Origin of the sequence: Vibrio sp. A1-b2 (assembly GCF_021726015.1) — a bacterium.
Lineage (GTDB): Bacteria > Pseudomonadota > Gammaproteobacteria > Enterobacterales > Vibrionaceae > Vibrio > Vibrio diazotrophicus.
Genome location: NZ_JAKKCI010000003.1, coordinates 548835 through 572973, shown reverse-complemented (window position 1 = coordinate 572973; position 24139 = coordinate 548835). Strand labels below are relative to the sequence as shown.

Below are 24139 nucleotides of genomic sequence, written 5' to 3'. Positions count from 1 at the left end.
TACATCTTTGATGACTAGAATCGAAATATTACCCCTTTTTATTCAGCGAAAAACAGAAAAGTGTAAAAGATAAATTTCCTCATTAACTCGTTTAACACAGCGAGATTAAACGAACCCACTCACGAAGTTGAACGCTGCCCTCGGGAGTGAGACTCCACACTAAGAAGGCGATATGCAGTGCCATGACGAAGAAAAACAGTAGCTGAAACGTAAAGGATTTAGGCTGCAAATTAAACGAATACTGCCCGATAACTGCACCCGGCCAGCCACCCAAGAACGAGAGAAATAACAAGGCAGATTCCCCCGTCACAGCCTTGTTTCGTTTCTCATTGCGCTTATCCAGTAGATAAATGGCGAGCACAATTGCGGTCGCGCCGAGATAGTAATAAACAATGAGTAGCGGGTACTGCCAAAAATAAACGCAACCGCCTAATGTCGCGGCAAACCAGACAACAATCAGCGTAGCCCATGGAAAAGAACGAACACCTTCTACATGAGTAGCTCTACGGTTGCCATTTTCATCTTGAGCAATGACGAAGCGAACAGGCTGTTTTAACTCGCCTATATTGACTGAGTTCTTTACGTCTGAGAGAAGAAATTTGATCCTCAGCGCCCCTGAATCAGGAATGATATAGCCATAGCCTCTGTCTATATACCACTCTGAGATTGTCCCTTTTAACGCCATGCTTATCTTTCAACAATGATTGATTCTTTAATCATAGCCAAGCAACACACAACCGCTTGGAAACTGTCACTGCGTTTTTCTAGCAGGCACAAAAAAGGCCGAGCACATAGCTCAGCCTCTCAAAAATTAACGCTTAGATTATGCAGCAACAATTTCCCAACTGTGGGTCATATCAACGGCTTCACCTAACATCAGACAGACAGAGCAGTATTTTTCCAGCGAATCCGCCGTTACTTGCTCAACAATCTTGGCATCCAGGTTTTCACCCGTCACAACAAAGTGAATATTTACCTTAGTAAAGATGCGTGGTGCCGTATCACGACGCTCGGCAGAAAGTTTTGCCACACAACCGGTCACTTTCTGTTCCGCTTTTTTTAGACCATCGACAACGTCAACTGAACTACAACCACCCGCCCCGAGCAAAACCATTTCCATTGGACTAGGTGCAGTAGAACCGCCATTACCATCCATCACAATAGAATGGCCTGAGTTAGATTGGCCTAAAAACTTAAAATCTTCGACCCACTTTACTTTTGCTTCCATTTTAATACTCATTCTTTATTGTTTCAGAACCTGATATTACAACGCTAACATCAATGAATTCCACGCCATTCTCACCATAATTTGGCTGATCCACATCGCCATCAAAGCAATCGCGCTACCAATCAGCAGGCACAAGCCATCGCGCTCAATAATACCCAATGCTAGACAAATAATCGCGAAATTTGGCAGAAAGTTAATAAACGGCAGAGGCAGAATAGCAATGGCAGCGAGTACACAAATCATCGCGCCAATCACTCGGCGGGCATTCGCACTGGATAGAGGTTCCCAACGCGGTTTTACATATTCTTCAATACGCTCCAGCCAAGGCATTACCTCTTGAGTGAACTTCAGCGTTTTTTCACGATGAATACGCTGTTTTTGAATGATATTAGGAAGCCGAGGAGCATGGAAACCCAGCGCAATCTGTAACCCAAGCAAAAAATCAGCGACAGCCGCAAAGAAGGAAATACCGGGAATAAGTCCTGCCAGACTCAACATGATCAGCAGTGCACCGTATGAACGGCGCCTAAGTAACTCTAAAAGTTCACCAATAGTCAGATACTGCTCAGGATGAGACTTGAGCGTGTTGATAAGAAACAGCGAGGTTTTTTCCAAAGTGACACCCAAAATGTATAGGTAGCGACAAAGCAAGGTACTTCATACCTAGCGCTATGCGATGTGTACAAACATTATCAAATTTGTCATCAAAAGACGCAATAGACTTAGCGGTCGAAGACAAAAATGAACAAAGAATTTACGTTAGACACATTTGCTAGGGGATATTTTTGAAATGTGAGGTAAAAGAAAACCCCACTAAGTTTTCACTTAGCGGGGTTCTATTCTCTTCGCAGCAATCCGGCTACTAATAGGTGCTCCCTGCATCTATTCCTTGATAATCTGCTGGTTCCTTCAGCGCATTCCATTTCATCGCCATCCTAGCGGTGTCCTGAATCTGTCATCCTGACAGACGCTTAATCCCTTAAGTTGTCTATTAACCGTTCTAAAACAACCATCCTAGCTATTTCGAACTTAACGTTAATATCCTTTGCTTTCCTTGCCGACCATTCATCCTGAACAACCGAATCTTCGTCCTGAAGATACTCTATCCGTGAGCTTTTCCATTTCCGTGCTAGCGTCCTGCCAACACCTTAAGATTACGACAACGCCACTTAGTAGCAAGTACGCTACGCAATAAATATATTGAAGAGTTTTTTGAGAATACGGTAAATATCTACATTTACAAATACTTAGAGAAGAAACCAACCATTAATCTCAAGCATTTAAATCAAATATCCTACACGCCTTGTAAGAGATATCTCACAAGACACACGAGTGATATCTACATCTGATTAAATAGGCCGACTCGACTTGGGTCGGAAGCTTTTAGTTTCTTATCTTTTTATAGACTAAAAGACGCAAAATCAGGGTATTATTACAACCAAACTACTTGTCGCCATGATGACTAGAACAAGCGGATAACGCACTGTTCAGCATCCAGCATAGCTTCAAGTAACAGATAACTAGCGCAATTAATGATTTAGCAGAGGAAGCCTCACTATGATTTCGAAATGGTCACAACGTTTTTACCAAATGGCAGAACTTGTTGGCTCTTGGAGTAAAGACCCTTCTACACAAGTAGGGGCCGTTATTACAAAACAAAATCGAATTGTTTCTGTGGGCTTTAATGGTTACCCACATGGTATTTCAGACAGCGCAAACACAGACGATAGAGATATGAAATATCTCAAAACTCTACACGCTGAAGAAAATGCCATTCTATTTGCTAAACGTGACTTGGACGGATGCGAAGTTTACGTGACACATTTTCCTTGTCCAAACTGCGCAGCCAAAATTATCCAAACTGGTATATCAGCGGTTCACTGCCCCGAGCAAACCGAAGATTTCCTCTCTCGCTGGGGAGATAAAATTAAGGTGAGCCAAGATATGTTTTTGCAAGCCGGTGTAAAGGTTAACTGGTTACCACTCAACGAGTTAAAACCAATAAGTGAAATTCATAACGAATCATAAAAATAGCCCTCCAGATGGAGGGCTATTTTTTTATTTGGCGCTCAATTTTGTCTCAAAAGTGAAACCACTATGCAACTTTGAACTGTCATTAACAATTTTCCTGCATGCAACTCAATGTTCGACTTTAACAGTGACTACACTGAAGTTCAGGTATCCCGATATACGTTTATCCAGTGGTTATTAAAAGTAAAAGGATAATTCATGAAGTCCACTACAACTGCGAACAACAATCCTGATCAAAAACACTTTCTCATTACGATTTTATTTCTAATCGCAGTCAGTGCCGTGAGTTACACCTTACTGACCGAACATCAAACCTTCGCGCGCTACTACTTCATTTATCCACTGTGTATGCTTGCTGCGTACTTTATGAGTAATATTTGGTTTAAACGCGTGCTATCCGTAGTCACTTTTGCCTTGCTGCTGGCAGGAAGTTATCTCGAGCCGCTGAATATCAGTGTCCTTTCCCAATCCTTTATATTGGTGCCACTCTGTTATATCGCGATTTTCCCCGGCTCACTGTGGCCAATAGCGGTCGCATTAAGCATTCTCGGGATTTACATCCCACATATTACGGGTGCACAAGTATCTGAATTTGTCGAAGCATCAATTGAACTCTCCGCTATCGCCATTTTTGCCACTGGCGGCACTTTCTACAAACAGAAACTGAGCAAACAAGTTGAACGCTATCGTAAAGACAGCCTTACCGACTTCCTAACACAAGTATCCAACCGCAAAGCGTTCAAACAAGATTTAGAATCGATAGCCAAAATTGCGGGGGAAACCAGTAAAACCAAATTTGCATTGCTGTTACTCGACCTTGATGACTTTAAGCAGATCAACGATTCACTGGGTCACCAACAAGGCGACTTATTATTAATTCAGTTCGCAAAGCGCTTAAGCGATTTGGATTTCAACCGTATCAACATATACCGATTAAGTGGCGATGAATTCGCGGTGCTATTGCAAGATAAGTACGATGTAAACTTCTACTCTCAGCAAGTTGCCACCTACATCTTAGAAGCCAGTCAATCGGCCTATCATCTCGACAAACGCAGTTACACCATGACCATCAGTATTGGTATCGCTTCATTGGACGATGCGTTATACGACACAGATATCTGGTGCCGAAACGTCGATATTGCACTTAAAAGAGCAAAACAAGCAGGTAAGAACAGCATTCAATGGTTTGATGAGAACTTGATTGGAGAAACAGTCCGCAGTTACCAAATAGAGCGGGAGTTGAGCGACGCCATCGAGAAAGGCCAGTTGGCGTTGTATTACCAACCTAAAGTCGATATCAAAACCAATTTAGTGCATGGGGCTGAAGCCTTAATCCGCTGGAAACATCCTGATTTGGGAATCATTCCTCCTGACGAGTTTGTAGGCGTTGCCGAACGCAGCCAACAAATTATTCCTATCGGACGCTGGGTGATTGAAACCGCATGTCAGCAAGCCAAAGCGTGGGATCAGTTGGGCCACCCGATTTGTGTCGCGGTAAACGTATCGACCGTACAGTTTCTTTACGATGACATTTTCCATGTTGTGACCAAAGCACTGAGAGACTCCCAGCTCAATCCTCAGTTATTACAGCTTGAAATCACTGAAACCACATTGATGCAGCAGCCACAGCGAGTGGTCGATGCGTGCCACGACTTACGTACCTTAGGTATCCGAGTCGCCATTGATGATTTTGGTGTTGCTTATTCTTCATTGAATTACTTAAAACAACTACCGATCGATGTGTTGAAAATCGATAAGTCATTTATCGATGAGTGCTGCTCCAACCACAATGACCACATGCTGGTGCGAACCATCATTCAACTTGGCCACAATATGGGGAAAATCGTCACAGCAGAAGGCGTGGTCAATGATGAACAGCTCTATTTATTGGCTACCGAAGGCTGTGACGAGTACCAAGGCTATTTGTACTCTCGTCCAGTTCCTCCTTATGAATTTATGGCTCTTTTATCGAGCAGAAAAGACGTTGCAATCCCTCGCCCTCAAGTCGCCGCTCACGGATAAGCTCATATCCCATCAACTCATCAACATAAGGGGCTTTTCGCCCCTTTAATGTTTACTCTTTGCGTAGATAAAATGATATACAGCCAATTTTTATGTAATACCAATCTGCATTGCCACAATAGAAATCGGACATAAATACAGATAGACGCGAAATAAGTTACCTCAATCACATTCTGTCAATACGTAAAAACACTTAAAAACTCACATTAAAGCTCTAACAATGATCGAGTTAACAGTTAAAAATATGGGCATTATTTTTTCTAGCAGAATAACCTATCAGACATTACAATCCTGCCACATAAAAATAACAATACTTATCCCCAATACCAAACGCAGTAAAAACTGTGGGTATCAGCTCAACCATAACGTGAAAGGTTTACAGCAATGAGTCCAGAAAAACATCTACTCGATTGGCAGACCAGCCAAACTATCGCAGAATCGATGTCACCATTAATCGGCCAGCTCTATCGTTTAAAAGGTGTTGAAGTTATTTTGTATGGTAAGACACTGATCAACGCCGCCACCATCGACATCATTAAAACCCACCGCATTGCCCGCCGATACACTGGAACCGCACTCTCTCTAGAACAAACCATGCCGATTTTGCAGCGCTTAGCTGAGCTAGACTTGTCGCCTTGTCGCATCGATATTGGTCAACTTGGTCACCAGTATTGGCAGCAACATACTGATGAAAACAACTTAGATGATTTTCTTCAAACGGCTCTGCTCAGTAGCTTAAACGGCACTACGATTACGACACCAAAAGACGTGGTTCTCTATGGTTTTGGCCGTATCGGTCGATTACTGGCTCGCTTGCTGATTGAAAAAAGTGGCCCAGGCTACCCACTAAGACTGCGTGCCATTGTTGTTCGCGGTGGTAAACATGGTGATTTGGAAAAACGCGCAAGCTTGCTAAGAAGAGATTCGGTGCACGGTCAGTTCAACGGCAGCATCATTGTCGACAACGAACATAAAGCACTCATTGTTAACGGCAACTTCATCAAAGTTATCTATGCCAACTCCCCTGAAGAGATTGATTACACCAGTTATGACATCCACAACGCACTCGTTGTTGATAACACGGGTGTATGGCGTGACAGCGAAGGGTTGAGCAAACACTTAAGCTCTAAAGGCGCAAGCAAAGTATTGCTAACAGCTCCGGGCAAAGGTGATATTAAAAACGTAGTATTCGGTGTTAACGAATCCGTTATTCAACCTGAAGACACCATTATTTCAGCAGCAAGCTGTACCACAAACGCTATCACACCGATTCTGAAAGCGATGAATGATAAGTTTGGTGTGGTATCTGGTCACATTGAAACCGTGCACTCATTCACCAACGACCAGAACCTCATCGACAACTTCCACAGCGGTGAACGTCGTGGTCGTTCAGCGTCATTGAATATGGTTCTGACTGAAACTGGTGCTGCAAAAGCCGTTGCAAAAGCGCTGCCTGAATTGGCGGGTAAGCTGACTGGTAACTCAATTCGCGTTCCTACGCCAAATGTTTCCATGGCGATCGCTAACCTGAACTTAGAAAAGAGCACAGATAAAGAAGCGCTCAATACTTATCTCAGAGAGATGGCACTGAACTCTGCCCTGTCAGCACAAATTGATTACACAGAATCAACGGAGATCGTATCTTCTGACCTTGTAGGTTCACGCTACGCTGGCGTAGTCGATGGTGCTGCGACCATCGCTCAAGATAACCGATGCGTTCTGTACGTTTGGTATGACAATGAATTTGGTTATAGCTGCCAAGTTGTTCATTGTATGGAACAGATGATGGGTGTGCGCTACAAAACATACCCACAAAAGTAAGAATTAGACTCCACAACATAATAATAACCGATACTGACGAAGTGGTTTCTGACCCAATTAGCCACTGCTTCTGATGACATCCCCCCGTTTTGCCGCTCTATCCCTGATATGAGCGGCTTTTTTTCATCATTTTTACAAGCAAATTTGCACCAGCAAACTTAACTCTTTTGGAAAAATATAGTTAAACTAACGGACTATATTTTTGTGAGAATTTTCTGAAGCAAGAAAGAGGCTAATACTACCTATGAAACAAGCGGTATCTGTGTTTTATGCTCGTTTTAAATCGGCACCGAAGTGGTTAAGAGCCTCAACATATCTAGCGCTTACCTATGTGGCTTATGCCGTCATAATCGGGCTTATTGCCCCTGCGGTTATTCAGTCGCAAGCGCCCAAGCAACTTAGCCAACTGTTAGGTCGCAATGTCCAACTTGAAAAAGTCTCGATTAACCCTTTCCTGCTCAGAGCTCGGATTGAAAATTTCGCCATTCTTGAGCAAGACCAACAACAAGCATTCACCAAGTTTGCAATGCTGGAACTGGAAGTGAACTTTTGGCAAAGCTTACTAAGCTTAACGCCAACTGTAGACCATCTGTTTCTTGTCCAACCTGAAATTCAAGTACAACGCTTAGACGAACACAATGCGTTTAACTTCAGTGATATTCTCGAAACATTAGCCAGCAACAATCCACCACAAAATGAAGAGAATGCGTCTGAAGAGGCTACCACCAACACGATTCCTGCATTCAAGGTTAACGCTGTTGCTATCACTGAAGGTGATGTCCGATTTGCAGATTCCGTTACTGGTGCTGACTTAAATTACCAACAGATTTCCTCAAAGCTCAACAACATTGATAGTCAGGCTTACGCTCTGAGCCTGCCTGCTAACCAAGATGGAAAACTGAATCTGACCGAAAACGCTAACCAATACCAATTTTCGTTAGTGAGTGCTGATCAAAGCCCGCTCGCTCTCAATGGTCAATTTCAGCTTTCTCCATTTGAAATTAAAGGTGATGTGGCACTCAACGATCTGACGCTAACGCCATATTGGCCATTCGCAAAGGACCAGATAGCAGCACGATTGAGCGATGGTTCAGTCAGCTTCTCAACCAATTACCATGCAAAACAAGTTAATGACTCACTTTCATACCAAACTCAGAACGGGCAGTTCTCGCTCTCCAGTCTCGTTTTTAGTGATCAACAATCTGAAAAAGTAAAACTGCCTTCATTGGTTGTCAGTGATATTCAACTGTCTGGCGATGAACAACTGATCAACATCGCTGATATTTCAATGCAAGGCTTATGGTTTGACGCATTGTTGGACAAGAATGGGCTCGATTTAGCCGCGTTGTTCACGCCAAGAACCCAAACAAACGGTGTTGCGCCTAATCAGGATACTTCAGCTAATCAGGCAGCAAGCCAAGAATCAGCGACACCGCAGTGGAAGGTTCGTCTTGAGCAATTCTCAATGGCAGATTCGGACTTCAATGTGTTGGAAAAAGTTCAGTCACAAGGTGTGCACTGGCGCGTGCACCCTATGACGGTAACAACTAAAACGATTCAAAGCGACTTAATCGACCCTATCGAATATGACGTCGCTCTTGATGTGAGCTCAAGTAGCAAGCAACAGCCAGAAAACACTAGAGGATCTTTTGCAACTCAAGGAAATGTTGATGTTAAAGCACTTAAAGCAGATGGCAATTTGTCCATTGATTCACTGGATCTGACACAGCTACAGCCTTATCTCACCCCTTATCTGAATATTCGCTTAACCAAAGGCGCACTCAATACCAAAGGAAATTACAACGTCAGTGGTGCAGACGACATTAATTTCGACGGCTCGCTCAGTGTTAACAATCTTTTGATGCGTGACACCATCAAGCGAGAACCTTTGATGAAATGGCAGAAAATGTCTGTGGACTCACTGCGTTTTAGTTCAAAGCAAAACCAGTTGATCATCAAAACGGTGTTGCTCGATGCGCCTTACGCTAAAGTAATGATTGCCGATGATAAGCGCACCAACATTGGCGATATTGTGGTTACTAAGCAGAGTGATACCTCTAAGACCGCAAATGACAACACAACCACAACCAAAGCGACAGTGACCACGAAGGGCATTAGCAGTAAGCCTATGTCGGTCATGATTCAACAGATTAAGTTTGCCAATGGCTCCGCGTTTTTCGCTGACAACTCGCTAACGCCTAACTTTGCCTCCGGTATTGAGCTACTCGAAGGTTCAATCAAAAACCTGTCTTCAACTCCGGGAACGAAAGCTAGTGTGGATATTGCCGGCAAAATTGACAAATATGCGCCAGTAACACTGAATGGTGAAATTAACCCACTGATTGAAAAGCCTTATCTCGATCTTGCCTTAGTGTTTAGAAGCGTTGAGCTGACTTCCGTCAATCCGTATTCTGGAACCTACGCGGGTTATTACATCGATAAAGGTCAGCTTTCACTCGACCTGAACTACCGACTAGATGACAACCAGCTTCAAGGTACAAACCATCTTGTTATCGACCAGTTGCAACTGGGTAAACCCAGTGATTCCAGCCTCGCCACCAGCCTGCCTATCACTCTGGCGATTGCGATATTGCAAGATCGTCACGGCGTGATTGATTTGGGTGTTAACGTCTCAGGTGAAGTGGATGATCCTGACTTCAGTTTTGGTAGTGTGATTTTGAAAGCGTTCGCCAACATCATTACTAAAGCCGTGACAGCTCCGTTCTCGCTGTTAGCTGATCTTGTCGGTACAGATGAAGAGTTGAATCAAGTCACTTTCCAAGCCGGTATTGCAACCTTAGATGACGAAGAGAAACAGCGCATAGGTAAACTTGCACAAGCGTTGCAGGAAAGACCGATTCTTAAAGTCAGTGTCGAAGGCTCTGTCTCTGCTCCAGACGACAGCTATGCATTGGCTGAACAGAATGTACAGAAAACCCTACTCGCCAATAGTGGGCTGGAAACACTTCCGGAACCATTCAGTGCTAGCCGCATTACCGAATCTGCGCCGTTAGTCGATGCTCTTGAAGAACTTGCAGAGAAACAATTGCAGTTAGATATCCGCCAAGAAAGAGATAAGGTCGAACAGCAGCTGACTGAAAAAGCCCAAGGCGCAGAAGTGACCAAAGAACAAATTGAGACCGTTGTTCATATGGGGCTCTATAATCAGTTGGTCAAAGCGACCAACGTCGATAAAAACAGTTTGAGTAATCTCGCAGCAGAGCGCGCAAAAGCGGTCAAAGCGTATTTGGTGGAAGAACAACAAATCAGTCCAGATCGAGTGTTCCTGCTCGACAGTAAGACCGATTTGAAAACAGAAAAAAGTGGTGCTGAGTTAACCGTAGGCGCTGAATAACTTTCCTCACTTCCTCACTTCCTCAACTCTAGCCCAATCCTTTGTTCTCTAAGGGATTGGGCTTTTATCATCTATCTGAATGGCTTGTTCATGTTTAATTCATCTGTGCAGGGCTAAGATGGAGGCAATCAAAACAGGAGCAGACAATGAATAGATTTCTTATTACCGTACTGACGCTCATAACTGGATTTTTCGCACTGACATTAAGTTTGTTGCTCGTCATTCCATTGACGATTGCAGCACTCATCACTGGCAAAAAACTGCAAAATCAACTGCATCGTCGTCCGTTTTATCAGGCTCAGAACAATCAGACCTACGGCAATACCATCGATGGTGAGTTTGAAGAAGTGCCCCCCCATTCGAAGTATTAACAAAGAACCCCTCGTCATTGAGGGGTTCTTTTGTATTTATGGCTAGAAAATAACGGGAGCTGAACTTACACCGTAAGCAGAACTCGCGCAGCAAGCAGCAACAAAACAATCCCTGACAAACGATCAATCAATACCGCTCTGGAACGCAGCTTGTCGAGAATGAGTGGGCTTGATAGCAAGAAGGTAATAAAGGTATACCACAAGCCGTCAATGACAAACGGCGTCACGACAATGATCGCTTTACTACTCAACTCATGCCCAACGGCAACAAACTGACTGAACAAGGCGATAAAGAACAGCGCAATCTTTGGGCTTAATAATGAAATCAAAAAACCTTCGCGCGCAGATTGCCATGCACTTACCGTTTCGCCAGATTCCAACTTCGCGGCTACACCACCTTTAGAACGAATGGCGTTGAACCCCAAAAAAGCCAAATACCCAGCGCCAGCATAACTGATAGTTTTAAACAGCAGTGGCGACTGATGAAGTACCACTGCCAAGCCAATCAATGTAATAAACGCATAAATACCTATGCCGAAAGCATGAGCCCACGCTGTAGCTAACCCGTTGCGACGCCCGCCAGCAAGGCTGTGCTTTGCAACCATAGCCAAGCTAGGTCCGGGAGACATAGCCCCCAACAAACAAATAGTAAAAAGTGATAGCCAAACTGTTATTGTCATCCGAACTCTCCTAGTTAGTCCCTAACCGTACTCGTCATTTGTTATTATTTGAAATCATATTTTCTCATCCTAGCTATGATTCTGAATCATAACCTATCGAATACTCAGAATGATTCATAATGTCGTAGACAAGCTGTCTAGCCCAGACGTGGGAAGGTTCGTTATCAAATTTAGGGTGCCAAAGAAGCCAATATTTATGTTTTGGAGTCTTAACCGGTAGCGGTTTAAATACCACATCAAAATGGTTTTTCATGTTGCGAGCGATATGCTCAGGAACAACCATTAAGTAGTCACTCATAGATAACGAGCGAAATGCTGCAGAAAAAAACGGTACCTTTAATCCGATATGCCTGACCTGATTAAGTTCAGCCAGCGCCTGATCGATATAGGTGTCTTTATCACCCCCTCCGGTCACTTTGATGTGCGAAAAACTTAATATGTCCTCAACACTCAAATTGTTTTTTTCTGACAACGGATGAGATTGCTTCATCACGCAAACCGGATAATCCTCGCCAATTTGCCACGAAGAAACGCCCTTAGGAGGTTCAGGCGACATAGTGGAAGCGAGCTGAATTTCAGAGTTTGCCATTTCTCCAATTAAACTTGGCTGCCAAAGGCAGTATTTAATTGAGACTTTAGGCGCTTGAACCGTTAAGGCTTCAACCATTTCAGGTAATAGATATTGCGCAACATAGTCACTGGAGGCGAAAACAAATTCACCTTTCCAAGCGCTTGGTTCAAATTCGGCTTCGATCATCAGTTCATCAAGTTCAACAAACCAATGCTCAAGTTTGTTTAGCAAGCTCACAGCTTTCGGCGTGGGCACTAACTGGTTGCCATCTCTGACTAACAAAGGGTCAGCAAACATCTCTCGCAGCTGACTTAGCTGGCGACTCAAAGCTGACTGAGTAATATTTAACTTCGTCGCAGCCTGACTGACATGACACTCTTCAAGCAACACCTTCAGTGACCGCAATAAGTTGAGATTTATTTGTGACATCAAAACTACTTAGCCGTGTTAAACAGTTCTTTTAAAACCGTATGCGTTATCAATTGACGCAGTTGGGAGTAGCTTTGCAGTTCATCTCGAATCGCATTTAACTTCGCCATGCTTTCCACTTCAACGTACAGCATCATATCGGTTTCGCCACTAATCGCATGGCACCACTTCACACCGGGGATCAGATAGATCTTGTGAGCATACAGCTCACAGGAGTGGAGGCTCGCAGAGGTATCAAATTTTAGCGCAAAATAGGCACTGACATTATTGGTGTGATCTGGCTCTGCGATTTGAGCGTGATAGCCCAAAATCACTTTGTCTTGTTCGAGTTTCTTAATACGTGCCGTAACGGCAGAGCGTGAAAGGTTCACTTCGCGGGCAATGTCACTCACAGATGCTCTCGCATCCCCTTGCAATATCTCTATGATTTGTCTGTCAAATTTATCCATCGTACATTCCCATTCTTTTCGCTTCTCATACGTTTTTTCTCAAATAAAAACGTTGAAAAGTAACCAACTTATCCCGTTGATTCATGGCTAATTTGACACAAATTGCATGGCTAGACTACTGACAATTAACGGGAAGTCTCTTTATGAAAGGAGTTTCACCGTCAAAATGGCGGAAATTCGATGAAAAAGTGTCACTTTGACGCTAAAGCAGAACGTTTTGCCAGATGCATCACATCTCAGTTTTGAGTAAGCTTTCGGCATAATAAGAATCAGGGAATGAGAACATGAACCAACTCAAACAAGAGATCACTTTGCTTTCTGGTATCGGTCAGCTATCGACCACATTAATGGGTACCGGATTGTTTATGATCCCAGCCATTGCAGCCGGAATTGCGGGCCATTTTTCACTTTGGGCTTGGCTCATCTTGTTTGTTGCTGTTTGCCCTGTTGCTTTAACTTTCGCAGCGCTTGGGAAAAAATACCCGAGTGCTGGCGGCACCGCGTTCTTTGTGCGTAAAGCGTACAACGCACGACTAGAACGAGCGGTTGCCTGGCTATTTGTAAGCGTCATTCCTGTAGGCGTACCCGCGGCTGTCGCCTTAGCTGCGGGCTTTTTACAGCAATTGTTACCTGCTCAGTTCAATAATGCCATTTTGGCTCAAGTGCTCACTGTGGCACTTCTTATTGGAGTAAACCTAGCAGGAACAAAATCTTCTGGCCGACTACAAACGGCCATCGCATTGAGCATCTTTGCATTGGTGGCATCCTTTCTCTGGATTGGAGATGTAGGAAGCGCCGACTTAACTATGCCAGCACTGAGTATCGATTCTATTTGGTCAATTGGTGCTGCGCTAGGAGTGATGTTCTGGTGTTTTGTGGGAATAGAAGCCTTCGCGCATATGGGCGAAGAATTCAAAAACCCACAACGTGATTTCCCGATTGCCATTCTGGTCGGATGCTTTGTGGCTGGTGCAACCTATTGGGCGTGTTCGGTCATTATCTTGAAGTTTGGAGCTTTTGGTACACCTGAGTTTGATAGCGCCTCTATTCCTTGGCTCAGTGATAAGCTCTTTGGCTCTCGTATGGCAATCATAATCAGCATCATCGGCTTCTTTGCATGTTTTGCCAGTATCAACCTATATACGCAGAGTTTATCGCGTATGGTGTGGGCGCAAGCCAGAGAATATCGTCCTAACAGCGCACTGGCTCAACTCTCTCAGCGCGGCGTTCCAGCCAATGCAACATGGCTGATTGGCGGCATATTGCTGCTATCGTGTGTAGTCGGTCAACTGTCGAATTTGGATTTGGAATTCTTCCTGAAACTGGCGAATGGTGTCTTTGTCTTAGTCTACCTGTTAGCCATGTTGGCAGCGTACAAACTACTGAAAGGGTATCAAAAGGCACTGGCTGTTGTTGCTTTGATTCTCTGTACTGGCGTATTTATCTGTCTTGGCTGGTCAATGCTGTATGCTCTGGTTATTTTTGCAGCCTTGGCGGTGCCATGGCAAAAAGAGCTGAAAACACAACACCCAATTTAGTAGCAAAGGCGGGATACCCCGCCTTTTGTTTTATGACGCTTTACGAACTTCAAACCGCCCAACCAATTGTTCCAATCGCTGAAGCGAGTTCTGCATTAAGGTTGTCCTGCGCGATAACTGTGAAGAAGCTTCCTGCAGTTTCACCACTGTCGATTGCGCTTCGTCGGCAGTTTGTCTGTGCTCCTCACTATTACGAGCGATGCCTTGAATTAAAGTAAACAATCCAGTGACAGACGTTTGTAAACGTTCACTACGAGAAGATTCATCGACAATCTGAGTGCTGTTCTCAACGTTGGTAATGCCTTCTTGCATATAGCTCACTGCTCGCTCTGATTGGGTATGCAACGCCGTCATTAGTTCTCCAATGCTGTTCGCTGCCTGAGAGGTTTTGTTTGCCAACACTCGTACTTCATCAGCAACCACAGAGAACCCTCTGCCATGCTCGCCCGCTCTGGCAGCCTCAATCGCAGCATTCAGAGCAAGTAGATTAGTCTGAGCCGTGATTTCCGTAATAACAGAGACGATACTGCCAATCTTCTGCATTTCTTCATTCACTTCATTGACGGTATGTGCCGAAGCTTGAACGATATTTTTAATCTCTTGAGCGCCTTCCGCCGCTTTTTGATACTCAAGCTGCGCCGCATGCACCGTTTGCTGCATAAGCTCGTGCATTTCAGTCGCGGTATCATTGGCGCTGTTAATTTCCTGACTCTGTACCCCAGCCAGAGAAAGCATATCCGTAATTGATGTGGCGGTCATATCACTGCTGGTAAGCAGCAACTGACTGCGGCGGAACATAGATTCCGACACGTTTTTCACCTCTTTACTGGCGAATACCAGCTCTTGAATAATCCCTTCAAGGCTATCAATAAAACTGTTGGTCCAGCGCCCCAGATCACCCGTTTCATCAGACTTAAATTTGCTCGCATCTAATCGGCGGGTTAAGTTGCCATCCCCTTCTGCCAGTACCTGCATCACCTGTGTCATTGTCTCTAGATTATTTGCCATAGGCTTGGCACTGAAAATGTGGAACAAACCAATAGCTATTAATCCGAGCAGTACCGAAATAGACATCAGCTGAAAGTTTTCTAGTGGGTAAAACAGGTGAAGAACAAAAGGAATCACTAACGGACCAAACACACTAAGCGCGAATTGTTGGTTGAGTTTTTGTGCGACCGAACGATGACGATAGACTTCTTCTAAATCCGATTCGCACATCATCCCCCAACGGTCTTTCGACCCAGGCATAGTAAACGTCACGCCCTTACCAATCACTGGAATATGGCGATAATCAGAATAACCCGGGTAATCGATGTATAAGTTGTGACCATTGTTAATGGTTTCTCTTACCCCCGGATGAAGTTTGTTGGTTGCCGGATCATTAAACACAATTTCAAATTCGGTATGGCGACTTACTTTTACCACGCCCCATTTGGTATTCACGCCATCTTTCAAGTTCTCACCATGGGAAAAATGGTTATCCTCAAAACGAGAGCGTGAAAGCGCAACGCCTTGTTGAATAGAGGGGTCAAAATGAGATTTGACCATAAACAGGTAGTTGTCGCCCGACTCACTATAGATATGCCCAGCTTCGCGTTGAATCAGGTCGCCGATAACATCATTGGGGATTCGCCCACACAAACACCCTTTGGTATCGCCATCTAATTCGATCGGTTGATAGAACATTAAGGTCACTTCATCATGAAAGTGAGAGCTTGATGGACCAATAGCGAGCGTCACCGAATCGCGGTAAGGACCATGCAAAAATGGCTGAGCTAAACCCTCATTCAAAGCTTGAGTTGAGACGACCTTCTTGTTTTTCTGTGATGGGAAAGTGGATTCAAGGATCTCTCCTTGTGCAGAGACAATAAATAGCTCAGATAAGTCAGCGCTGCGGTTTAATAATCGGTTTAAGGTTTCCCGATATTCATGGGGAGACTTAGTCGATAAATATAACGACGCATCATGCAGGAATGACCATTGGTTTTCAGCCCAAGTCGTGAGAATTTTGACTCGGGTGTTCGCAATGTTTTCAAAAGTTTGTTCTAGAGAAGCTTTACGTTTACGGTTAAACCAACAGGCCTTGCGCATGCCAAGTTTACCTGTCTTGCCAAACCACGGCAGCCACCTTTTTTCCTCAGGCGTTAAATACATAAAATTTCCTTATTTTTGTATTGTTATGTGCACTAATGTGCAATAGGCGTTCCAAAAACAAGAAAAAAGTACGTTGCTCTGTATTTTAGCAAGAACTCAAACAGGTTAACTATACGAATAAAAATCAAGTAGTTAATATCACTTTCAACTTTCCGACCCTATACATTAGTACGCACTAATTCAGGGATAGATGCATCCACAATGCACCATGTTGGTTAGCCCATCTGAACCTTAGGCGCATGAAAAAGGGCTTGCGAATGCAAACCCTTAAAAATCTGTAACTCTTACTGGTCTCTAAGTAATTACTTACTCATTTCAATAAGTGATTTACCAATCAGCCACTCAACCTGTTTATCACTGCCTTCGCCTAACTTTTCGCGAGCCAGTTTGTATAAACGTCCTACACCTCTGTAGGAAAACTCTTCAGCTTTATCTGCAGCCACAATATGGTGGAAAAACAAACGCAAAATAGCTAAAAATTCTGAATTATCTAACGCCTTAATCCATGAGCTTGAGAAAGACTCAACGCCATGGTCTAAATCCAAATGTGCTACAAACAAATTAAAAATTTGGCCATCAAGCGCAAGAACAAAGTCTGTTTTTTTCGGGAAATGGTGGCTGATGCCTGTTCTGGATACACCCGTTTGTTGACTTAATGTGGTGTATGACATTTTGTCATAGCCTAATCTTAACAGTTGGTCGACAACAGCATTCATGATTGTTTGAATGGTCACTTCTGTATCTTCTTTACTACGCTTCGGCATATTAATAGCTCTTTGTATACAAACTCATCAAAAAATAAAATGAATCAAATGCCGCTGAAATAGTTCAACAGCCAACTCATCTTTGTAAGAAAATATTTTATTCATTCAAATTGAATGAATAAAATATCCTTTAAAAATTCATTTCAATATGGGAAAAGTCCATTCACGCCCTTATCCCCACGTAAGAATAATCTTACAAACAGTAAGGTATGACAATGCATCAAACGGTGTAATGACAAAAAAACGTCACCGTAACGCCTAATTTTCGACTATTATCACACTCCTATTTCTGTTACCTGCGTCAACAATATCAACCCGTGTTCATACATTTTTGCATTATCATTTATCTGGAACACCCACTAATACAGGGTTAGAATGTCCTTAAATTTTGTAAGAGGATTTTGAGATGAGTAACGAAAGCTGTGAAGTAAACCAAGTTTGTGAAGCTTGTGGTTGTTCTGCTGAAATGGGCTTTTTTATCAAAGAGGGTGATGAAGTTGCAGAAGTGACTATTTTCGCACCTAATCAAGACCAACTAAAAAGCGAATTAGACAAGTATATTGCTCTGGCAAAAGAAGTGTGTGCAGCGGTGGAATTCGAATCAACACCTATCGATGAGAGCACAACTGAGTTGAATGCACGTTTCAAATTTGAAGTGAGCGCAGAGAAGCTCATCTTCGAACTTAAATCGCGTTCGCTGATGCGATAATCTCCCTTCAAAAGCGAGCACCCAGCTCGCTTTTGTGATCTTCCCCCTGTGATTTTGTTCTTCATTGAAGACAATGCCACTCCTGCCGATACTATCGTTAATACTGTTACGAGATTTAGGAAGAACATGTCTTTTTCAACTTGGCGTTTATCTGCTTGGACGCTATGCATGGCTTTATGCTCATTACCTCTGAATGCTGCACCTCTCGACCAGTACCGCATACTTAATCATCTGGATAATTACGGTAACCTTGATTTGCGGAACAAGCCTTACACTAGCTTACCTGACGGATTAGAGGTTAAAGGCAATCTCAACATCGCAAAAACGTCGATCAAATCACTGCCAAAAGGCTTAACCGTAATGGGAAGTTTAGATGCGTCAAATAGCCAACTTGAACGCATTCAACGTGGCACAAAGATCCGCGGTTATGCGAATTTTCTCGGTTCGCAAATCAAAATCTGGCCTGCGCGAATTCAAGTAGGCGGGTTCCTTAATTTTACCGATACGCCGCTAGAACAATTGCCACCAGCGATGACAGTCAAAGGGGATCTAAGCGTTGCCAGAACACCATTAACTGAACTCCCCGACGGAATTGTGATTGAAGGCAGCCTTTATATTGGCGGATCAAAAATCGTTACATTCCCAGATACGATGACGGTGAAAGGTAATATCTTTCTTGGTGGCAACATCATTACAAAATGGCCAACCAATTTAACCTTGGGTGGTGTGGTTGCACGTTGAGTGGAAAATGGAATACAACCAACGAATTAGAAGTAAAAAGAGAAGCTTAAAGCTTCTCTTTTTTATGCCGTTAAACTTTGCTCGCTATTGATTACGCACTGGATTTGCGTAGCTATCAAGCAAGTACTGATGAGCGTTCAGTGGAATCTGAGACAACTTTTGTTCCAATTTCGCTTTTACCGCGGGTGTAATGTCTGCATCTTCACGACCAGCCGCTAACAAGTTAATTGGGTATAGCTTGTAGTTAGCGTGGATTTGACGGTCAATCTCTTGTGCAAGTTCTTCCGGCGTTTCGTAAGTCTCAGTGATCACCTCGCCAAATGCGACATGAACTCGACCTTTGTCGCCGATGATGCCCTGAATGATACTTTCGATATCTTCAAATTCGCCTTTTTCGTATTTACCATGAGTTGCTTTTTCGTAAAGCTCGCGCGCCTTGGCAATATCACAAGGATCGTTTTCATAAGAAATTGAAACAGGCACAATTCTTAGCGATTTAATGTACTCAGAAAACTCAACTTTCTGTTTGCGACCTTCGACGTTAAACATTTTTAGGATCGCTGGATCGGTAAAATCGTTACCGTCTTTAGCGCGACCTTCTTTTTGAGCAATCCAGATTGAATGCCCTGTATCCAAAGAGTGCTTGATATAGCCAGACAGAGTACCCAGCGCTTTCATCATTTCACGTGGAGCTTTGGCCGAACGCTTAACGATAAAGCTTTTGTTCAATCGCATCAGTTCTGTTGCACAAGGCTTCTTCAGTAAGTTATCGCCAATCGCAATACGAACTGTACGGTGCCCTGACTCATACAAACCGTAGTTAACCAACGCAGGATCCATCGCGATATCACGGTGATTAGACACAAACAAGTAAGCAGTATTCTTATCCAGTTTGTTCAAGCCACTGTAAGTCACACCTTTGGTGGTGTGTTCCAACGTTTTTTCTAAATACTTTTTCACTTCTAGCTGAATGGCATCAACCGAAGTCAGCTTTGCCCACTTAAACTTAAGGTAAGCTTTTACGAATGGGCCCATCATCATTTTTAGCCATGAAGGTTGACGCTCAAAACGATGATCGAGAATCGCTGTGATAAATTCTTCATCATTAATTAGACGTTCGATGGCTGCGGGAATTTCTTCGTCGTTATAGGGACGAATCTCTTGATACGGGTCGGTGGTTGAAGTCATATTCTCGTACATCAAATAAAAAACTGGCTTATTCTACGCGCACTCGCATTAGCTCGCAGCTATCATAAGCACATAAATTACAAGGTCAGACCAGAAAATCAAAAATAAGTTTCTGTCTGTTTTCCTTCTATCTCCTAACTGATAGGCATTGCGGTTAGGCCGCAGCTAAGAGATCCACAACTCGATATTTGGCTTTTGAGTGGATAAACGTTAATCTTAGCGCCCTTAATTTTATGAGGCCTTGTATGAACTACGCTATTCAATCTGAAACCTGCTTATTTCCATATCTGGAAGTCACACCGCGTAAGCGCGCAACAAAGCATAGTTTAGTCAAGGTTAACAATGGCCTTGCTCTATTCAAATTGGGCAAACAAGAGTACGCCATTGAAGCAGGACAAGCGATTTGGATCCCTATCGAATGTTTATGCTCCCTCACCTTTTTGCCAAATACTCACATCACTCGAGTCGATTTTTCAGTTCGTCTGCGAGATGATTTTCCTCATCAATCTGGATTCATCACACTGACAGAATTAAGTTCGGCGCTGCTTAGTCGCATACAGTCGACCAATGCAGGTGACGAAGTGTACCCGCATTTGTTGCAAGTACTCAAAGATGAAGTCAAAAAACTTGAGCCAAAGCTTGTAGAAAATAGCTTAAGCCAACAGTTTGCTCGCTGGCAGCCGAATCAGCAGGGAACCGTCAACAAAGAACATCATGTTGCTTTACTCGTAAGAGAAGCCATGAAGCGCAAACTCTCTGGCATAAAAACCCAGATGGTGATTGATGAACTGTTTTCAGGCAATGCCGTGCAGTTCGAACAAATGTGCCAGTTAGTGCTTGGCAAATCTCTTTAAAAGAAGATAAAAAAAACAGCCAGCTAATAATAGTTGGCTGTTTTTTTATAAGGCGAAGAAAAGCGCCTAGTTGACCACTTCAATATCCGTTTCTGGTACACAGCAACACGCTAAAGCCATTCCCATATTACGTTCGTGATCTTGCAATGCCGGAACATCTGGCTGATGAACTTTGCCCGATTCAACCTTCACTTTACAGGCACCGCAGAATCCGGCGCGACAACTGTTTGCAATAGGAACGCCTGCGGCTTCAGCTTGCTCTAACAGGGTGCTTTGGTTATTTCCTTCAAACAGATTGCCGTTAACACTTAACTGTAAGGTTTTAAACTCTCTGACGGTTTGCTGCGCTACACCAAAGGCTTCTTGGTGATAAGCGTTTTCAGCCACACCTAGTTTAAGCAATAAGTTCTTGGCTTTTTGCATAAACCCATCAGGGCCACATACAAACACTTGGCGAGAAGCAACATCTTTCACCTGTTTGAGGTGTGACAGAGATAAACGTCCTTTCAAACCAAACCAGTCAACTGATGGTTGGGAGAGAGAAATAAACACCTTCAGCTCGGGATGAGCAAGTTCTAGTTGATCTAGTTCTTCTCGACATGGAATGTCTTCAACAGAACGACATTGATGATAGAACACCACATCTCGCATCTGCTGGTTATCCGCCAGATAACGCAGCATAGACAGCATAGGCGTCACGCCGCTTCCCGCTGAAAGTAGCAACAGGGGCTGATTATGATGTTCAGAGGTTAAATGAAAGCTGCCGTCAGGCGTCTGGGTTGTTAATGTGTCACCAACCTGCAAGTTATCAAGCAACCAGTTCGAGACACGGCCGCCATCGATACGCTTAATAGAAATTGCCAGCCGTCCCGGACGAGAAGGGCTGGAAGACAAAGTATAAAAGCGACCAATGTTTTCACCATCGACAACAATCTCAATTGGCAAGTGTTGACCGGGCTGGTAATTCGGCAACACGCCGTGTTGAGGCTCCAGCCAGAAAGTCACAAAATCGCGAGCAATTTCTTCACGCTCAACACAAGTCATCAGGTAGTGACGCTGCCCTAAATCTGGGTAGTACTCTTTCTCTTTGTATTCTAGAACTTCTATCTTGTCTCCCGCATGAATCATACCTTCATTTCTGGCAACAAGATTCTGGCCGAAGAATACGCCGCCGCGCTCGTTAGCACGAAACTGGGAAAGGGTACGCAGTGGTTCTTTGGTTGGGCGATATTGGCCTTTTTCGAGATCCACCGTCGTCATAATGCAACGTTCACAAGGCTTCAGAGCCTCGAATTCCACCTTACCAATACGGATACGCTTCCAACCATCTTCCGCAAATGGTTCCGTACCTGATACAACAAGATTGGTACGGAACTGATCCATGCTGTGATGTTCAGGACTGCGACGGTTCAACTCATCCAGAGAGCCTTGGCTAATAATCAATAGCGGGTAACCATCCGCAAAGCTGACGTTATGGCCGAACTTCTCACGAACACGATTGGACTGTTGACCAGTGAACAACAGCTCAACACGCTGTCCCATAATGTCACTGAACCAGTCGTCTGCTTCATCTGTTGTGGTATACGCAATAAAGCTGTCATCCCAGACCGTTGCCGGCGACTCCTGCATTTTAAAGTCGGCGTAACGAATCGTCAGTGGCGATTTTCCCTGTGCGCTAAATATCAGTCCATCTGGCGTCAGACTAGATCGAATCTTTACCATTTGCGGGTATTTACGGGCTGTCACCATACTGCCATCAGCGAGTGCCAGCATAAATCGTCGGTCAAACATCAATCCTTGTTTCTCAACCCATGCGGTAGATAAAGAGAGTCCACCCACCGATTTCACTGGATACACATTGATTTGAGAAAGTACCGCTGACGACATGACACACATCCTTACGTATGGTTAAACAAAATAAATATCCGAGCCACCTAGGCGTCTCGCTTCCAGTGATCACAGAACAGGGCTATGAATGACACAAATACGCTATCGTTTCAATCTATTAGGCGCGAGAAACTGCTGTAAACAAACAGAACTGACAAATTAAAAGATGAAATGAGAAGCCAATTACTCTATCATCCTGTCGCCTAAACGGAAGCGTTTGCGTAACGCAAAATTTCTTTTTAGGCTCCAATCATTCCAATGACTTCATGGTGGGAGCAATTCATGACAACACTTACGATCACTCGTCCTGACGACTGGCACGTTCACCTTCGCGATGGCGAAGTTCTTGCTGATACTGTGCGTGATATCAGCCGTTACAACGGACGCGCGCTTATTATGCCAAACACAGTCCCACCCGTGACCAATACCGAAATGGCGCTTGCTTACCGTGATCGCATCATGGCGCAAAATCCAAGTGCTACGTTCCAACCTTTGATGTCTTTGTATTTAACCGATAACACCTCAGCTGATGATATTCGCCAAGCGAAAGCGTCTGGTGCTGTAGTTGCAGCAAAACTCTACCCAGCGGGTGCAACGACCAACTCTGACTCGGGTGTGACTAACGCGAAAAACATTTACCCAGTTCTGCAAGCAATGCAAGAAGAAGGTATGTTGCTGCTGGTTCACGGCGAAGTGACCACTCACGAAGTCGACATTTTTGACCGTGAAAAGACCTTCTTAGAAACCGTTCTTGCGCCAATCGTGAATGATTTCCCGAACCTTAAAATCGTTCTAGAACACATTACAACTGCAGAAGCGGTTAACTTTGTAAAGAACGCTTCAGACAACGTAGCAGCAACCATTACTGCTCACCACTTGCTGTTTAACCGCAACCATATGTTGGTTGGCGGTATTCGCCCTCACCTGTTCTGCCTGCCTATTTTGAAGCGTGCAACTCACCAACACGCGCTTGTCGCGGCAGCAACGTCTGGCAACAAGAAGTTTTTCTTAGGAACAGACTCAGCGCCTCACGCTAAAGGCAAGAAAGAAGCGGCTTGTGGTTGTGCAGGTTCATACACTGCTCACGCGGCACTGGAACTGTACGCCGAAGTATTCGAGCAAGAAGGTAAACTTGAAAATCTGGAAGCATTCGCTAGCCACAATGGTCCAGACTTCTACGGTGTTCCACGCAACACAGACACTGTGACTCTAACCAAAGCGTCTTGGGAAGTTCCTGCAAGCATGCCTTTTGGCGGCGAAACTGTGGTTCCAATTCGCGCTGGAGAAGCAATTCAGTGGCAAGTTGCTTAACACTGCTCTGCTTGAATGAAAAAGCCGCCCTGTAAG

General features: G+C 44.0%; 20 protein-coding genes. 10 read left to right on the top strand and 10 right to left on the bottom strand.

Features of this window, described 5'->3' with window-relative positions:
* Nucleotides 1–91: 91 nt before the first annotated feature.
* From L3V23_RS10065 to L3V23_RS10055, 3 genes are all read right to left on the bottom strand, one after another.
* Nucleotides 92–685 carry a DUF1294 domain-containing protein gene (locus L3V23_RS10065; RefSeq protein ID WP_102965032.1) on the bottom strand — a complete coding sequence of 198 codons (594 nt, stop codon included), beginning with the start codon at nt 683–685 and terminating at the stop codon, nt 92–94.
* Between the two features lie 138 nt (nt 686–823).
* Nucleotides 824–1228: an OsmC family protein gene (locus L3V23_RS10060; protein WP_042479654.1), complete on the bottom strand. Its 405-nt coding sequence runs from the start codon at nt 1226–1228 to the stop codon at nt 824–826.
* 36 nt (nt 1229–1264) lie between these two features.
* Nucleotides 1265–1843 (bottom strand): exopolysaccharide biosynthesis protein, encoded by a 579-nt coding sequence (locus L3V23_RS10055; RefSeq protein ID WP_237292285.1) that lies wholly within the window; start codon nt 1841–1843, stop codon nt 1265–1267.
* A 942-nt stretch (nt 1844–2785) separates the two neighbouring features.
* Between L3V23_RS10055 and L3V23_RS10050 the strand changes: the two genes are divergently transcribed.
* From L3V23_RS10050 to L3V23_RS10030, 5 genes are all read left to right on the top strand, one after another.
* The gene (locus L3V23_RS10050; protein ID WP_042479650.1) at nt 2786–3256 is read left to right on the top strand and encodes a cytidine/deoxycytidylate deaminase family protein; all 471 of its coding nucleotides are present in this window, start codon (nt 2786–2788) and stop codon (nt 3254–3256) included.
* Nucleotides 3257–3457: 201 nt separating this feature from the next.
* On the top strand, nt 3458–5281 hold the full coding sequence (locus L3V23_RS10045) for a bifunctional diguanylate cyclase/phosphodiesterase (RefSeq protein ID WP_237292284.1): 1824 nt from the start codon (nt 3458–3460) through the stop codon (nt 5279–5281).
* Nucleotides 5282–5665: 384 nt separating this feature from the next.
* Nucleotides 5666–7102: a glyceraldehyde-3-phosphate dehydrogenase gene (locus L3V23_RS10040; RefSeq protein ID WP_237292283.1), complete on the top strand. Its 1437-nt coding sequence runs from the start codon at nt 5666–5668 to the stop codon at nt 7100–7102.
* Between the two features lie 244 nt (nt 7103–7346).
* Complete coding sequence (locus tag L3V23_RS10035; protein ID WP_237292282.1) at nt 7347–10457, top strand: DUF748 domain-containing protein; 3111 nt, start codon at nt 7347–7349, stop codon at nt 10455–10457.
* A gap of 146 nt (nt 10458–10603) precedes the next feature.
* Nucleotides 10604–10828 (top strand): hypothetical protein, encoded by a 225-nt coding sequence (locus tag L3V23_RS10030; protein ID WP_102965036.1) that lies wholly within the window; start codon nt 10604–10606, stop codon nt 10826–10828.
* A gap of 65 nt (nt 10829–10893) precedes the next feature.
* On the opposite strand, the gene L3V23_RS10025 is transcribed toward L3V23_RS10030, so the two are convergent.
* From L3V23_RS10025 to L3V23_RS10015, 3 genes are all read right to left on the bottom strand, one after another.
* Nucleotides 10894–11508, bottom strand: a complete 615-nt coding sequence (locus L3V23_RS10025) for a LysE family translocator (protein WP_102965037.1) — start codon at nt 11506–11508, stop codon at nt 10894–10896.
* Nucleotides 11509–11581: 73 nt separating this feature from the next.
* Nucleotides 11582–12511: a LysR family transcriptional regulator gene (locus L3V23_RS10020; RefSeq protein WP_180980238.1), complete on the bottom strand. Its 930-nt coding sequence runs from the start codon at nt 12509–12511 to the stop codon at nt 11582–11584.
* A 2-nt stretch (nt 12512–12513) separates the two neighbouring features.
* On the bottom strand, nt 12514–12957 hold the full coding sequence (locus L3V23_RS10015) for an Lrp/AsnC family transcriptional regulator (protein ID WP_042479640.1): 444 nt from the start codon (nt 12955–12957) through the stop codon (nt 12514–12516).
* 284 nt (nt 12958–13241) lie between these two features.
* Here L3V23_RS10015 and yjeH point away from each other — a divergent pair, with 284 nt between their 5' ends.
* Entirely contained in the window at nt 13242–14495 is a 1254-nt protein-coding gene (gene yjeH / locus L3V23_RS10010) for an L-methionine/branched-chain amino acid transporter (RefSeq protein ID WP_102965039.1), read from the top strand.
* A gap of 30 nt (nt 14496–14525) precedes the next feature.
* Here yjeH and L3V23_RS10005 read toward each other — a convergent pair whose 3' ends face one another.
* Together L3V23_RS10005 and L3V23_RS10000 are read right to left on the bottom strand one after the other, a co-directional pair.
* Nucleotides 14526–16649: a methyl-accepting chemotaxis protein gene (locus L3V23_RS10005; RefSeq protein ID WP_102965040.1), complete on the bottom strand. Its 2124-nt coding sequence runs from the start codon at nt 16647–16649 to the stop codon at nt 14526–14528.
* A gap of 302 nt (nt 16650–16951) precedes the next feature.
* Entirely contained in the window at nt 16952–17413 is a 462-nt protein-coding gene (locus L3V23_RS10000; RefSeq protein ID WP_042479636.1) for a TetR family transcriptional regulator, read from the bottom strand.
* Between the two features lie 406 nt (nt 17414–17819).
* On the opposite strand from L3V23_RS10000, the gene L3V23_RS09995 reads away from it, so the two are divergent.
* Nucleotides 17820–18122 (top strand): YfcZ/YiiS family protein, encoded by a 303-nt coding sequence (locus L3V23_RS09995; protein WP_042479635.1) that lies wholly within the window; start codon nt 17820–17822, stop codon nt 18120–18122.
* 126 nt (nt 18123–18248) lie between these two features.
* Complete coding sequence (locus L3V23_RS09990; protein ID WP_180980102.1) at nt 18249–18863, top strand: hypothetical protein; 615 nt, start codon at nt 18249–18251, stop codon at nt 18861–18863.
* Between the two features lie 84 nt (nt 18864–18947).
* On the opposite strand, the gene L3V23_RS09985 is transcribed toward L3V23_RS09990, so the two are convergent.
* Entirely contained in the window at nt 18948–20051 is a 1104-nt protein-coding gene (locus L3V23_RS09985; protein WP_102962254.1) for a 1-acyl-sn-glycerol-3-phosphate acyltransferase, read from the bottom strand.
* Nucleotides 20052–20296: 245 nt separating this feature from the next.
* On the opposite strand from L3V23_RS09985, the gene L3V23_RS09980 reads away from it, so the two are divergent.
* Nucleotides 20297–20905: an AraC family transcriptional regulator gene (locus L3V23_RS09980; protein ID WP_102965041.1), complete on the top strand. Its 609-nt coding sequence runs from the start codon at nt 20297–20299 to the stop codon at nt 20903–20905.
* Between the two features lie 66 nt (nt 20906–20971).
* Here the strand turns inward: L3V23_RS09980 and L3V23_RS09975 are convergent, their stop codons facing one another.
* Nucleotides 20972–22792 carry a hybrid-cluster NAD(P)-dependent oxidoreductase gene (locus L3V23_RS09975; RefSeq protein WP_102965042.1) on the bottom strand — a complete coding sequence of 607 codons (1821 nt, stop codon included), beginning with the start codon at nt 22790–22792 and terminating at the stop codon, nt 20972–20974.
* Nucleotides 22793–23074: 282 nt separating this feature from the next.
* Between L3V23_RS09975 and pyrC the strand changes: the two genes are divergently transcribed.
* A complete protein-coding gene (pyrC, locus tag L3V23_RS09970) occupies nt 23075–24103 on the top strand; it encodes a dihydroorotase (protein ID WP_102965043.1) in 1029 nt (342 codons plus the stop codon).
* Nucleotides 24104–24139: the final 36 nt, after the last annotated feature.